This window comes from Pseudomonas sp. BN415, assembly GCF_029871195.1.
GTDB classification, from domain to species: domain Bacteria; phylum Pseudomonadota; class Gammaproteobacteria; order Pseudomonadales; family Pseudomonadaceae; genus Metapseudomonas; species Metapseudomonas resinovorans.
In genome coordinates this window covers 1-13,136 of the sequence record NZ_SSOK01000058.1, presented here as the reverse complement: position 1 = coordinate 13,136, position 13,136 = coordinate 1, and the positions used below count along the sequence as shown (strand labels likewise).

The following is a 13,136-nucleotide window of genomic DNA, read 5'->3' as shown; positions in this document are numbered from 1 at the left end:
TTACAACACTGCATCCACGGAGGATGACGCATGGCGTTCGTACCAGTAGCAGAACTGAAGAACTACGTTGGCAAGGAACTGGGCCACTCGGACTGGGTGACCATCGACCAGAACCGCATCAACCAGTTCGCCGAGTGCACCGAAGACCACCAGTTCATCCACGTCGACCCGGAGCGCGCCAAGCAGACGCCCTTCGGCTCCACCATCGCCCACGGCTTCCTCAGCCTGTCGCTGATTCCCAAGTTGATCGACGGCCTGCTGGTCCTGCCCGAAGGCGTGAAGATGGTGGTCAACTACGGCCTGGACACTGTGCGCTTTATCCAGCCGGTGAAGGTGGACTCCCGCGTGCGACTGGCCGTGAAGGTCATCGACGTCACCGAAAAGAACCCCGGCCAGTGGCTGATCAAGGCCCTCTGCACCCTCGAAATCGAAGGCCAGCAGAAGCCTGCCTACATCGCCGAATCCCTGAGCCTCTGCTTCGTCTGAGCCAGACGACCAACGGTAAAAAAGCCCGCGATCGCGGGCTTTTTTGCGCCACACTGAAAGGCAGATGTTTGGACAAGGACACCCAATGAAACCGCTTCTGCCCCTTACCCTCGCCCTGCTGCTCGCGGCCTGCGGAGAGGGAGAACCCCTGACCCCGCCGGACGCCCGCCTGCCGGACGGTTCCCGTTATCGCGGCGAACTGGTCAACGGTCTGTTGCAGGGGCCTGGGCGCCTGGACTACAGCAACGGCACCTGGTTCGAAGGTCAGTTCAAGGACGGTCAGCCGGAAGGCCGGGGCGAGTGGCACGGTCCCAACGGCCTGGTCTATACCGGCGAATTCAAAGCCGGCCTGTTTCACGGCCAGGGGCGCCTCGGCTACGGCAATGGCAGCACCTACGAAGGCGGTTTCGCTCGCAACCAGTTCGATGGCGAAGGCACCCTGCGTCAGGGTGACGTGATCTATCGCGGCCAGTTCCGCAACGACAAGTACCAAGGCTTCGGCAGCCTTGAGTGGCCAGACGGCAGCAACTACCAGGGCCTGTTCCGCGCCGGCCAGCCGGACGGCGAAGGCGTTCGTACCGACGAGGCTGGCAACCGCTTCAGCGGACGCTTCAAGAAGGGCCAACTGCAAGGACAGGGCGCCTACCAGGGCGAAGACGGCTCCCACTACATCGGCGAATTCAAGAACAGCCTGTTCGACGGCAAGGGACGTTTCACCAGCGCTGATGGCGATGTCTGGAGCGGTACCTTCAAGGAAGGCAACCTGATTGACCAGGGCGAGTTCACCGGTGCCGATGGCAGCCATTACCAGGGCCACTTCCGGCACTGGCGCTACCAGGGCGAGGGCACGCTTTCGCTGGCCGACGGCAGCCGCTACCACGGCCATTTCAACGACGGGCTCTACAGCGGCACCGGCAGCCTGACTCAATCGGATGGCAAGCTTGAAACCGGCATCTGGCAGGATGGCACTCGCATCCGCGACGAACAGGGCAAGGCTCTGCCCGATCCCCTGGAAATCGGCTTGCTGGCCCAGGGCCGCTTGCTCGATCAGGCGATCGACGCGGTGCCGGCCTCCACGCCTGAGGTGGAGCTCTATACCATCACGCTCGCCGGCGATGGCCGTCAGAGCGTGTTCCTGCGTGAAGTGGACTACGTCTCCAAACTCCTGGCCGAACGCTTCGGCGCCCACGGCCAGATCAACCTGGTCAACCACCGCGAACACATGGCCGACCGACCGCTGGCCACCCGCGAAAGCTTGTCCCGCTCGATCCAGGCCGTCGCCAAGCGAAGTGGCCCGGAAGACCTCGTCTTCATCTACCTGACCAGCCACGGTTCACCGACCCACGAACTGGTGTTGGAGCAACCCGGCCTCCAGCTCGGTCACCTACCGGCGCAGGAACTTGCCGACCTGCTTGCTCCTCTCAAGGGCAGGTACAAGGTGCTGGTGATCTCCGCCTGCTACTCCGGCGGCTTCATTCCACCATTGAAGGACGAGAAGACGCTGATCATGACGGCGGCCCGCTCTGACCGCGTGTCCTTTGGCTGCTCCGAAGAGAGCGACTTCACCTACTTCGGGCGCGCCCTGTTCGCCGACGCCTTCAGCGAGACGGACGATCTGGAGCGTGCATTCGGAATCGCCAAGGAGAAAGTCGCCGCGCGCGAGAAGGCCGACGACTTCGAAGCCTCCGAACCTCAGATTTGGGCTCCCAAGGCCGTCACTGCCCGCTGGCGCGCATTGCGCGAGCATCAGGCAGAGCAGGCCCTGACAGCCCAGAGCGCCGCGAACCCCGACAAAACTGCGCGTAGCCACTAAGCTCAGCGTGTATCAGCGGAGAAACAACATGTATCTGACGCCCCAGCACATACTGCTCGCCGGCGCCACTGGTCTGACCGGCGAGCACCTGCTTGACCGGCTACTCAACGAACCCACGGTCGCCCGAGTCCTGGCGCCGACCCGTCGCCCACTGGCCGAGCACCCGCACCTGAAAAACCCTGTCGGTCCGCTTGCCGAACTGCTGCCGCAGCTGCACGACCGGGTTGACGTCGCCTTCTGCTGCCTGGGCAGTACCATTCGCCAGGCCGGCTCCCAGGAAGCGTTTCGCGCGGTGGACCTGGAGCTGGTCCTGGCCGTCGCCCGGCGCGCCCGTGAGCTGGGCGCACGGCACTTCATCGTAATCAGCGCGGTAGGCGCCAATCGCACATCCTCAATCTTCTACAACAAGGTCAAGGGTGAGATGGAAGAAGCCCTCAAAGCCATGGACTGGCCGCAGCTGACCATCGCCCGCCCCTCACTGCTGATGGGGCCGCGCAGCGAGTTCCGCCTCGGCGAACGCCTGGCCTCGGCCTTCATGCGATGGCTGCCGGGAAAATACCGGGGTATCGGCGTCTGCACGCTGGCCCGTGCGCTCTGGCGTCTGGCGCTCGAAGAAGAAGACGGCGTACGCATCATCGAGTCGGATGAGTTGCGCCGCCTCGGTCGTTGACGGCGACCAGTCATTGGCCGAAATCCCCGCGCCCCGTGTGAAGTCCGCTGCTAAGGTGAGCGAGATCACTCACCGTCGAGAACCAGCATGGGCCTCTATGATCGCTACGTCTTGCCACGCCTGATCGACTTCGCCTGCGGAATGGGACACGTCATGAAGACCCGTTCCCTGGTGGTGCCTTGTGCCGAAGGGCAGGTACTGGAAATCGGCATCGGTACCGGCCTGAACCTCGCCTTCTACGACCCGGCCCGCGTCAGCCGGGTGACCGGCGTCGACCCTGCCGCACAGATGCAGGCCCTGGCACGTCGGCGTGCTGAGGCCATCGCCATCCCGGTGGACACCATCGCCCTGGAACTCGGAGAGATCCAGGCCGCCGACGCCAGCTTCGACAGCATCGTCTGCACCTTTACCCTCTGCACGATTCCCGATGCCCTGGCCGCGCTGGGCGAAATGCGCCGCGTGCTCAAACCCGGTGGGCGCCTGCATTTCGCCGAACATGGGCTGGCGCCGGATCTTTCCGTGGTTCGCTGGCAGCACCGGCTCACCCCGCTGTGGAAGCCGTTGGCTGGCGGCTGTCACCTTGACCGCGACATTCCTCGCCTGATCGAAGCCGGTGGTTTCAAAATCGGCGAACTGCACAGCAGCTACCTGCCCGGTCCACGCGCCATGACCTTCGTCCATCGCGGATGGGCGGATTGACCACCGCCCCAACGTTCAGGTTAGCCTTGCCCCCTTGCTAGCGATTGCGAACCTCACTCATGCGTACCCTCACCACCCTGCTCGGCAACAGCCAGAAACTCGACGGCGGCGCCATGTTCGGCAATGCCCCTCGCGCGCTCTGGGAGCGCTGGATGACCCCGGACGCCGAGCACCGCATCGACCTCGGCTGTCGCGCCCTGCTGGTCCAGGACAACGGCCGCAACATCCTGGTCGAAACCGGCATCGGCGCCTTCTTCTCCCCTGAGCTGAAGCAGCGCTTCGGCGTCCAGGAAGCGCGCCATGTGCTGCTCGACAGCCTGGCCGAGGTAGGTCTCACCGACGCTGACATCGACGTCGTCCTGCTCACCCACCTGCACTTCGACCACGCCGGCGGCCTGCTCGCCCCCTGGGAAGAGGGCCAGCCCGCGCGCCTGCTATTCCGCAAGGCGCGCTTCGTTACTGGTCGCCGTCAGTGGGAACGGGCCTGCAAGCCCCACGCCCGTGACCGCGCCTCCTACATCCCGGAATTGCTCGAGCTGCTGGAAAGCAGCGGTCGCCTGGAGCTGATCGAGGAAAGCGGCAGCAGCGACACCCTCGGTTCCGGCTGGCGCTTCCACTGGAGCGACGGCCACACCCCCGGCCAGCTTCTGCCGGAAGTCGATATGCCCGACGGCCCGGTGCTGTTCAGCGGCGACCTGATTCCTGGCGCGCCCTGGGTACACCTGCCCATCACCATGGGCTATGACCGCTTCCCCGAAGGCCTGATCGAAGAGAAGGAAGCCCTGCTGGCCGACCTGCTCATGCGCAACGGCCGTCTGGTCTTCACCCACGACCCGGCCATCGCCATGGGCCGCGTGGTGCGTGATGCCAAAGGCCGCTACAGCCTGGCCGACAGCCTCGCCAAGGTTCGCGGCCTCGCCGCCTGAAGCGACCTGCAGGCCCGGTTTACGCCGGGCCGGCGGTCGACAAGGATTCGGTCTTTATTCAGAGGGATCGTCCATGAGTCTTGAATCGGTCCGCGCCTTCTTCGCCGCAAAGGCGCCGGAAATCGACATCATCGAACTGCAGACCAGCACTGCCACCGTAGCCCTGGCGGCCGAAGCCCATGGTGTAGAGCCCGGCCGCATCGCCAAGACCCTGGTTTTCCAAGTCGGAGAAGACACCGTACTGGTGGTGGCCCGCGGCGACGCGCGCATCGATAACCGCAAGTTCAAGGAAACCTTCGGCGCCAAGGCCAAGATGCTCGACGCTGAAACGGTAGAAGCGCGTACCAGCCACCCGGTTGGCGGCGTCTGCCCGTTCGGCCTCGCCACCCCGTTGGCAGTCTATTGCGACCGCTCCCTGCAGGCTTTCGATGAAGTGGTGCCAGCCGCTGGCGCCTTGCACAGCGCGGTACGTATCGCCCCGGCTTACATGGCCGAACTGGTGGAAGCCCAATGGGTGGATGTCTGCCAGGAGCCGAGCTGAATCACGAGCCACCGCCGCTCTTGTGGGGGCGAATTCATTGGCCAAGGGATGCGCAGCATCCCCCTGCAAACCCAAGGGCCGAGCCTACGCCCCGGTTGGCGAATGAACTCGCCCCTACAGGTTCAATACCCACCAGTAACGCCAAGCGTCACGCCCAGTTCCGCCGCTACCGCGAAGGGCAGCAGCAGCGTGTCCAGCAAAGCGCTGGCGGGGAGGTCGAGGGCGGGATACTTCGGCGGCAAGGCGCCGAATCGATCCATGGGGCAGCAACCGCCATGGAGCGAATACCAGTCCAGGCGGGTGCCCGAATAAATGATCGGCGCCCCCGGTTTGGCGGCGTTGAGAGTGCCGACGCTGGCACAGCCCTGCAACAGCACCAATGCCAGCAAGGTCGAAGCGAGGCGCTTAGTCATCGACGCCCTGATGGTGCTCACCCCAGCGCGGCAGCATGTCCTGCGGGATATCCAGCAGATTGAGAATGCGCGCCACCACGAAGTCCACCAGATCATCGATGGTCTGCGGCTGGTGATAGAAGCCCGGCGAGGCCGGCACGATCACCGCGCCGAGATTGGACAGCTTGAGCATGTTCTCCAGATGGATGCTGGAGTACGGCGCCTCGCGTGGTACCAGGATAAGTTGGCGACGCTCCTTCAGGGTCACGTCGGCCGCGCGCTCGATGAGGTTGTTGCAGGCACCGGTGGCGATGGCCGACAGCGTACCGGTGGAGCACGGCACCACCACCATGGCGGCGGGCGCACCGGAGCCGGAGGCCACCGGGGACATCCAGTCTTCCTTGCCGTAACAACGGATCTGCCCCGGCCCCGCGCCGGTGTATTCGCTGAGGAAGGCCTGCATGGCCTGGGGCTTGGCCGGCAGGGTGACGTCAGTCTCGGTGGCCATCACCAGCTGCGCCGCCTTGGAAATCAGGAAGTGCACCTCGCGGTCTTCCTGGATCAGGCAGTCCAGCAGGCGCAGGCCGTACTGGGCGCCGGAAGCGCCGGTCATCGCCAGGGTGATGCGGGAGGGTCCGGTCATCGCCAGTTCCTTAATCTTCCAGGGCCTTGGCCAGCTTGCCATGCAGGCCGCCGAATCCGCCGTTGCTCATGATCACCACTTGGGTGCCTGGGCGCGCCAGCGCCTTGATCTCGGCGATGATGCTCTCCAGCGAGGTGCAGACCTGCGCCGGCACCGGGCAGGCCATGGCGGTAGCGGCCAGGTCCCAGCCGAGGTTCGGCGGCGCGTACCAGAACACCTGGTCAGCCAGCTTTACCGACTCCGGCAGGCCGTCACGGTGCGCGCCGAGCTTCATGGAGTTGGAGCGCGGTTCGATCACCGCAATCACCGGAGCGTCGCCGACGCGCTTGCGCAGGCCATCGAGGGTGGTTGCGATGGCGGTGGGGTGGTGAGCGAAGTCGTCATAGAGGGTCACGCCTTTAACCTCGGCGACCTTCTCCATGCGCCGCTTGACGCTCTTGAAAGCACTCAACGCGGCCACGCCCAGCTCTGGCACCACGCCAACGTGGCGAGCAGCGGCCAGGGTAGCCAGGGCATTGGCGACGTTGTGCTGGCCAGTCAACTCCCAGTCCACCGTGCCGGCCACCTGGCCTTCGAACAGTACCTCGAAGCGCGAGCCGTCCTCGGCCAGCAGACGGGCCTGCCACTGGCCGCCGTCGCCGGTGGTCTGCACCGGGGTCCAGCAGCCCATGTCCAGCACGCGTTTGAGCGCGGTTTCGCAAGTGGGATGGATGATCAGGCCCTCGCCAGGGATGGTCCGCACCAGGTGATGGAACTGCCGCTCGATGGCAGCGAGGTCGGGGAAGATGTCCGCGTGATCGAATTCCAGGTTGTTCAGGATTGCGGTACGCGGGCGGTAGTGGACGAATTTGGAGCGTTTGTCGAAGAAGGCGCTGTCGTATTCGTCAGCTTCGACCACGAAGAACGGCGTGCCGCCCAGGCGCGCGGAAATGCCGAAGTTCTGTGGGACACCACCGATCAGGAAGCCCGGACTCATACCGGCATGCTCCAGCACCCAGGCCAGCATGCTGCTGGTGGTGGTCTTGCCATGGGTGCCCGCCGCAGCCAGTACCCAGCGCCCTTGCAGCACATGGTCGGCCAGCCACTGCGGGCCGGAAACGTAGGGTAGCCCCTTGTTCAGCACGTACTCCACGGCGGGGTTGCCGCGGGACAGCGCGTTGCCGACCACCACCAGATCCGGAGCGGGTTCCAGATGGGCGGGTTCATACCCCTGCATCAGCTCGATCCCCTGGGCCTCCAGCTGGGTGCTCATGGGCGGGTAGACGTTGGCGTCGGAGCCAGTGACACGGTGGCCAAGTTCCTTGGCCAGCACCGCCAGCGAACCCATGAAGGTGCCGCAGATGCCGAGGATGTGGATATGCATGGATGACCTCTGAAACGGGCCGCCCGGCCCAAGAAAAAACTTGTCGCAGGTTAGCACAGCGGCCCTCCCTGGAGCCTAGGAGGCTGGCCTCGGGGCGAACTCACTCGCCAAGCAGGCGAAAGGCCTGTCATGTATGTCCCAAGGACCGCTACGAGGTCGTTGGCGAATGAGTTCGCTCCTAAAAGGAAGAAGCGAACCGATTAGCCGCGATTCGACCTCACCATCTCGAAAAAGGTCTCGATGATCCTGCGCGACCCCTGCTCACGTAGGCACACCAGCGTCTCGGTCATGCGCTGCAGGCAATCGCGGATCGGCAGTACATGGACGTTGGCGCTGGCCCCCACTTCGGCCGACGAGACGAAACCGACGCCCAGGCCGGCGGCGACCATTTCGAACGTCGCCTCGCGGCCCTCCACCTCGATGGCCGGGCGGATGGCGATACCGGCACGCTGCATCTCATTCTCGAGAATTTGCCGGGTCATGGAGCCGCGCTCACGCAGCACCATGGGCATGTCCTGCAGGTCGGCGAGCAGGATGGAGTCGCGCGATGCCCAGGGATGGGAATGGGCGACGAAGGCCACCAGCGGCTCGCTGCTCAGCACCTGGGTGATCAGGCCCTCGTCCTCAACCACCCGCCCCAGCAGGGCGAAGTCCGCCTTGTACTCCTGCAGCCGACGCAGGCACTCGTCGCTGTTGCCGGTGACCAGGCTGACGCGAATCCCCGGATAGCGCTCACAGAAGCGCGCGATGTGCCCCAGCAGGTGCACTGGCGAATCCACCGCCAAGGTCAGGCTGCCGGTCTCCAACGCCCGCGACGTGGACAGCAGCTCCTGGGCTTCTGCCTCGGCGGCGAACAGGCGCTGAGTGATGGTCAGCAGGCGCTCGCCCAAGTCGGTCAGCTGCACGGAACGCTTGTTGCGGTGAAACAGCAGGATGCCGAAACGCTCCTCCAATTTGCGCACCTGGTCGGAAACCGCTGGCTGGCTGAGGAAGAGCGCCTCGGCCGCGCGGGTGAAGTTGCCGTGTACGGCCACAGCATGGAAGGCCTTGAGCTGTGCCTGGGAAACCGCCATCTGCTTGCCCTCAATAAATAAGCTCAACTTATATTTGAAATACTATAAATCGATTTTATTTATTTTTTAGGAATTGGTTTTATCTCTCCATCGCAACGCGCCCTCACCAGAACAACGCTGGAGACGACCATGACCAAAGCCGAATTCCCCACCAACGCCCAACCGCTGGCAGCCCCCGCCCTCGGCGAGCCCTACCTGCTGACCCCCGGCCCGCTGACCACGTCCAAAGCCACCAAGGAAGCCATGCTGCGCGACTGGGGCTCGTGGGATGGCGCCTTCAACCTGGTGACCGCCGAAGTCCGCCAGGAACTGCTCTCCATGGCCGGCGTGCAAGACGACAGTTTTGCCTGCGTGCCCCTGCAAGGCAGCGGCAGTTTCTCGGTGGAAGCCGCCCTGGCCACCGCCATCCCCCGCGACGGCAAGTGCCTGATCCTGATGAACGGCGCCTATGGCCAGCGCGCGGCCAAGACCCTGGACTATCTGGGCCGCGCCTACATCACCCTGGACAAGGGTGACTACCTGCCACCGCAACCGGATGAAGTGGACGCCCTGCTGAAGGCCAACCCGGACGTCACCAACGTCTTCTTGGTCCACTGTGAAACCAGCTCCGGCATCCTCAACCCGCTGCGTGCGGTCGCCGATGTGGTGAAGGCCCACGGCAAGAGCCTGATCGTCGACGCCATGAGCTCCTTCGGTGCGGTACCGTTGACCGTGAATGAAGTCGCCTTCGACGTGCTGGTGTCTTCCGCCAACAAATGCATCGAGGGCATCCCCGGCTTCGGCTTCGTGATCATCCGTCGCTCGGTGCTGGAAGCCGCCAAGGGCCGCGCCCATTCCCTCGCCCTGGATATCTACGAGCAGTGGCTCTACATGGAGCGCACCGGCCAGTGGCGCTTCACCCCGCCGACCCACAGCGTGGTGGCCTTCCGCGCCGCACTGGAACAGCACGCCGCGGAAGGCGGCGTGCCAGGGCGCCTGGCGCGCTACAGCCGCAACCGCGACGTACTGGTGGCCGGCATGCGTGATATCGGCTTCAAGACGCTGCTGGAAGACCAGTGGCTGTCGCCGATCATCACCACCTTCTTCAGCCCGGAGCACCCGAACTTCGAGTTCAAGCGCTTCTACGAAGAACTGAAGGCCCGCAGCTTCGTCATCTACCCGGGCAAGCTGACCGTGGCCGAGAGCTTCCGCATTGGCTGCATCGGGCAAATCGACGAACACATCGTGCGCCAGCTCCTGCGCGCCATCGCCGACTCCCTTGAGGCCATGGGCGTGGACATGAAGCAAACGGTCGCCTGAGTCGACAGGTAGACCCATTCAAGGTCACCCACCGTCCTGAGACGGTTCCCGCTGCGGGTAGCGGGGCTGTGGTGCGGTGACCTTTTTCTGAAACATCGCTGTAGTAAACCAGCCGCTCGGCAGCGCCGGGCAGGAGCCAAAGTTAGCGCCGAATGTCATCAACCCGCCTGACGCCACGACCGCTGCCATCTGACCAAGGCCGTGCGTTAAGACAGCCCAGCAGTACTGAAAACAACAACAACCTCCCTATTTGCACTGTCCGGCATACCCACACGGGGTCAGAACCATGAACAACAACGCAGGTGCCTTCGAAAGCGGCTGGAAGTCCCTCCAGCGCTGGCGTGTCCAGATCTTCCTCATCACCTGGCTGGCTTACGCCGCCTTCTACTTCACCCGCAAAGCCTTCTCCGTCGCCAAGCTCGGCATTGGCGAAGACCCAAGCTTCGAACTCGACAAGGCCGCCATGGCCAACCTCGACGCCCTCTACCTGGCCGCCTACGCCGTGGGCCAATTCACCTGGGGCATCTTCGCCGACCGCTTCGGACCCCGCGTGGTGGTACTCGGCGGCCTGGTCGTCTCGGCCCTGGCCGCTGTAGTGATGGGCACCTTCGCGACCCTGCCGATCTTCGCGACCTGCATGCTGGTCCAGGGCCTGGCCCAATCCACCGGCTGGTCGGGGCTGTGCAAGAACATCGGCAGTTTCTACGCCACCCAGGAGCGTGGCCGCGTGCTGGGTTACTGGAGCACCTGCTACGCCTTCGGCGGCCTGGTGGCCACGCCCTTCGCCGGCTGGTGGGCCTACGACGTGTTCCACGACTGGCGCATGGCTTTCCTCTCCAGCGCGCTGGTGGTCGGCGTTGTCGCCGTGCTGTTCTTCCTCCTGCAGCGCAACCGGCCGGAAGACGTCGGTCACGCCCCGGTTGAAGTCGAGCCCACCAGCAACGGCCCTCGCAAAAGCCACTGGTATGCCCTGCGCAAGGTGATGAAGAACCGCACCGTGCTGGTCCTGGGCCTCGCCTACTTCCTGCTCAAGCCCGCGCGCTACGCCATCCTCCTATGGGGCCCGGTGATCGTCTACGAACGCATGCCGTCGATTGGCAAGGTGGCCTCGGCGATCGTCCCTACGGCCTTCGAACTGGCCGGCCTGGTGGGCCCGATCCTGATCGGCATTGCCTCGGACAAACTCTTCGGCGCCCGCCGCATGCCAGCCTGCGTGTTCAGCCTGATCGCCCTCACCGTCTGCCTGGCGCTCTTCGTCCCAGCCATGCAGAGCGGCAGCCTGTACCTGGTGGTGGGCCTGCTGTTCATGATGGGCATGACCCTCTACGGACCGGACTCAATGATCAGCAGCTCCGCCGCCATCGACTTCGGCACCCAGGAAGCCGCCGGCACCGCTGCGGGCTTCGTCAACGGCTGCGGTTCGATCGGCGCGATTCTCGGCGGCCTGCTGCCGGGCTACTTCGACACCACCACCGTGTTCGTCGTGTTCACCGCCGCGGCACTGCTGGCCAGCCTGATGCTGGTGCCTTTCTGGAACAGCCGCCCGCAAACCCTGAAAGCGCCGGAAAGCTTCCCGGCCACCGGTCAACCGGCCCTGGCCGGTGCCAAGACCTGAATTCCCTTAGCCAACCTGCAATCCGCTGGAGTCATCACCATGCATTACAAGCAACCCACCCAACTCAAAGCCGTCATCCTCGACTGGGCCGGTACCGTCGTCGACTTCGGTTCCTTCGCGCCGACCCAGATCTTCGTCGAGGCCTTCGCCGAGTTCGGCGTCGCCGTCTCCCTGGAAGAAGCCCGCGGCCCGATGGGCATGGGCAAGTGGGACCACATCCGCACCCTCTGCGACATTCCAGCGATCGGCGAGCGCTACCGCGCCGCCTTCGGCCGCCTGCCCACGGACGACGACGTCACCGCCATCTACGAACGCTTCATGCCGCTGCAGATCGAGAAGATCGCCCTGCACTCGGCACTGATCCCCAGTGCCCTCGACGCCATCGCCACCCTGCGCGAGAAGGGCCTGAAAATCGGCTCCTGCTCCGGCTACCCGGCCGTGGTCATGATCAAGGTGGTGGAGCTGGCTCGCCAGAACGGCTACGTCGCCGACCATGTGGTCGCCACCGACGAAGTGCCCAACGGCCGCCCGCACCCGGCCCAGGCCCTGGCCAACGTGATCGCCCTGGGCATCGACGACGTCGCCGCCTGCGTGAAGGTGGACGACACCTGGCCGGGCATCCTCGAAGGCCGCAGCGCCGGCATGTGGACCGTGGCCCTGACCTGCTCGGGCAACGCCCTCGGCCTGACCTACGAACAGTTCAAGGCCCTGCCAGCGGACAAGCTGGACCAGGAACGCGCCCGCATCGGCCAGATGTTCGAAGGCTCCCGTCCGCACTACCTGATCGACACCATCGCCGACCTGCCGGCTGTGATCGACGACATCAACAAACGCCTGGCCCGTGGCGAGATGCCCCAGGCCAGCTGATTGAAGCGGGGTCAGCCGTCGGCCCCTTTCCCCGGCGGGCAAGGATGCCCGCACCTCTCGTGAAAAAGCCCGGCCTTCGTAAAGGGGCCGGGCTTTTCTCTTTCTGTGGAGGCGAATTCATTCGCCAAGGGCTGCGCAGCATCCTCTGCCAGTACGAAGGCCGGCCCTACGGTCCGGTTGGCGATTGAAATCGCCCCCACAATGGGCCACACCATACCGCGATGAAGCTCGGTGAACTGGGCAGCGGACGGCCGGTGGCCGGGTCGAGCTGCCGGGCCTGCGCCAGTTGGCTAATCAGGGCTTCGCTGGGCTTGGGCGGCGGGATATTGGCCTTGCGTTCCTCCAGCCACTGGAGCTTGCCATCCCAGGGCGGCAGCTGGGCGGGTGGCAAGGGCAGGATGTCGTTGATTTCGGGTACTGAGGGCTTGGCGTAGGAGTAATCCGCGAGAATGCTCCAGATTGCTTTGTAGCGTTCGGCACGTTCAAGGTCTTTCTCCTGGCCCAGATAATTCACGTTGTCTGTCGGGGGGAGGCCGCGAAAGCCGTCATCCAGATAACCTGCCGACGTTTCATCCCCTGCAGCAACTCCTAGCTGAAACGCCTCAAGTGCTTCTTGAAAATGCTTGTGATACTTGAGATCAACACCCAAGTCTGTAGCGGCATCGCCATGCCCTTGTTCCGCCGCACAGCGCCGCATCTGCCGGGCGATATCCGGTGCGAACTTTATGGGGGCCAACTTGTCGGCCACC

14 protein-coding genes are annotated in these 13,136 nt (G+C 64.4%); 9 read left to right on the top strand and 5 right to left on the bottom strand.

Features of this window, described 5'->3' with window-relative positions:
• The first annotated feature begins 30 nt into the window (after nucleotides 1-30).
• The 6 genes from E8F20_RS16570 to E8F20_RS16545 all read left to right on the top strand — a co-directional run bounded on the left by E8F20_RS16570 (nucleotide 31) and on the right by E8F20_RS16545 (nucleotide 5,135).
• Nucleotides 31-486, top strand: coding sequence for a MaoC family dehydratase (locus E8F20_RS16570; RefSeq protein WP_280284695.1), 456 nt, complete (start codon nucleotides 31-33; stop codon nucleotides 484-486).
• An 85-nt stretch (nucleotides 487-571) separates the two neighbouring features.
• Entirely contained in the window at nucleotides 572-2,299 is a 1,728-nt protein-coding gene (locus E8F20_RS16565; protein ID WP_280284694.1) for a C13 family peptidase, read from the top strand.
• A gap of 28 nt (nucleotides 2,300-2,327) precedes the next feature.
• A complete protein-coding gene (locus E8F20_RS16560) occupies nucleotides 2,328-2,969 on the top strand; it encodes an oxidoreductase (RefSeq protein WP_280284693.1) in 642 nt (213 codons plus the stop codon).
• Nucleotides 2,970-3,056: 87 nt separating this feature from the next.
• On the top strand, nucleotides 3,057-3,668 hold the full coding sequence (locus E8F20_RS16555; protein ID WP_280284692.1) for a class I SAM-dependent methyltransferase: 612 nt from the start codon (nucleotides 3,057-3,059) through the stop codon (nucleotides 3,666-3,668).
• 59 nt (nucleotides 3,669-3,727) lie between these two features.
• The gene (locus E8F20_RS16550; RefSeq protein WP_280284691.1) at nucleotides 3,728-4,594 is read left to right on the top strand and encodes an MBL fold metallo-hydrolase; all 867 of its coding nucleotides are present in this window, start codon (nucleotides 3,728-3,730) and stop codon (nucleotides 4,592-4,594) included.
• A gap of 73 nt (nucleotides 4,595-4,667) precedes the next feature.
• Nucleotides 4,668-5,135 carry a YbaK/EbsC family protein gene (locus E8F20_RS16545; RefSeq protein ID WP_280284690.1) on the top strand — a complete coding sequence of 156 codons (468 nt, stop codon included), beginning with the start codon at nucleotides 4,668-4,670 and terminating at the stop codon, nucleotides 5,133-5,135.
• A gap of 122 nt (nucleotides 5,136-5,257) precedes the next feature.
• Here E8F20_RS16545 and E8F20_RS16540 read toward each other — a convergent pair whose 3' ends face one another.
• The 4 genes from E8F20_RS16540 to E8F20_RS16525 form a co-directional block, all read right to left on the bottom strand.
• On the bottom strand, nucleotides 5,258-5,548 hold the full coding sequence (locus E8F20_RS16540) for a YceK/YidQ family lipoprotein (protein WP_280284689.1): 291 nt from the start codon (nucleotides 5,546-5,548) through the stop codon (nucleotides 5,258-5,260).
• A complete protein-coding gene (gene ubiX / locus E8F20_RS16535) occupies nucleotides 5,541-6,170 on the bottom strand; it encodes a flavin prenyltransferase UbiX (protein WP_028631387.1) in 630 nt (209 codons plus the stop codon). Before ubiX ends, E8F20_RS16540 begins: the two co-directional genes overlap by 8 nt.
• Before the next feature lie 10 nt (nucleotides 6,171-6,180).
• Nucleotides 6,181-7,533, bottom strand: coding sequence for a UDP-N-acetylmuramate:L-alanyl-gamma-D-glutamyl-meso-diaminopimelate ligase (gene mpl / locus E8F20_RS16530; RefSeq protein ID WP_280284688.1), 1,353 nt, complete (start codon nucleotides 7,531-7,533; stop codon nucleotides 6,181-6,183).
• 200 nt (nucleotides 7,534-7,733) lie between these two features.
• Nucleotides 7,734-8,606 (bottom strand): LysR substrate-binding domain-containing protein, encoded by an 873-nt coding sequence (locus E8F20_RS16525; protein ID WP_280284687.1) that lies wholly within the window; start codon nucleotides 8,604-8,606, stop codon nucleotides 7,734-7,736.
• 129 nt (nucleotides 8,607-8,735) lie between these two features.
• Here E8F20_RS16525 and E8F20_RS16520 point away from each other — a divergent pair, with 129 nt between their 5' ends.
• From E8F20_RS16520 to phnX, 3 genes are all read left to right on the top strand, one after another.
• Nucleotides 8,736-9,905, top strand: a complete 1,170-nt coding sequence (locus E8F20_RS16520; RefSeq protein WP_280284686.1) for a 2-aminoethylphosphonate--pyruvate transaminase — start codon at nucleotides 8,736-8,738, stop codon at nucleotides 9,903-9,905.
• Nucleotides 9,906-10,191: 286 nt separating this feature from the next.
• Entirely contained in the window at nucleotides 10,192-11,520 is a 1,329-nt protein-coding gene (locus tag E8F20_RS16515) for an MFS transporter (RefSeq protein WP_280284685.1), read from the top strand.
• Nucleotides 11,521-11,559: 39 nt separating this feature from the next.
• Nucleotides 11,560-12,387 (top strand): phosphonoacetaldehyde hydrolase, encoded by an 828-nt coding sequence (gene phnX / locus E8F20_RS16510; protein ID WP_280284684.1) that lies wholly within the window; start codon nucleotides 11,560-11,562, stop codon nucleotides 12,385-12,387.
• Between the two features lie 166 nt (nucleotides 12,388-12,553).
• Here the strand turns inward: phnX and E8F20_RS16505 are convergent.
• A partial coding sequence (locus tag E8F20_RS16505; protein WP_280284682.1) for a DUF6396 domain-containing protein occupies nucleotides 12,554-13,136 on the bottom strand: 583 nt, incomplete at its 5' end.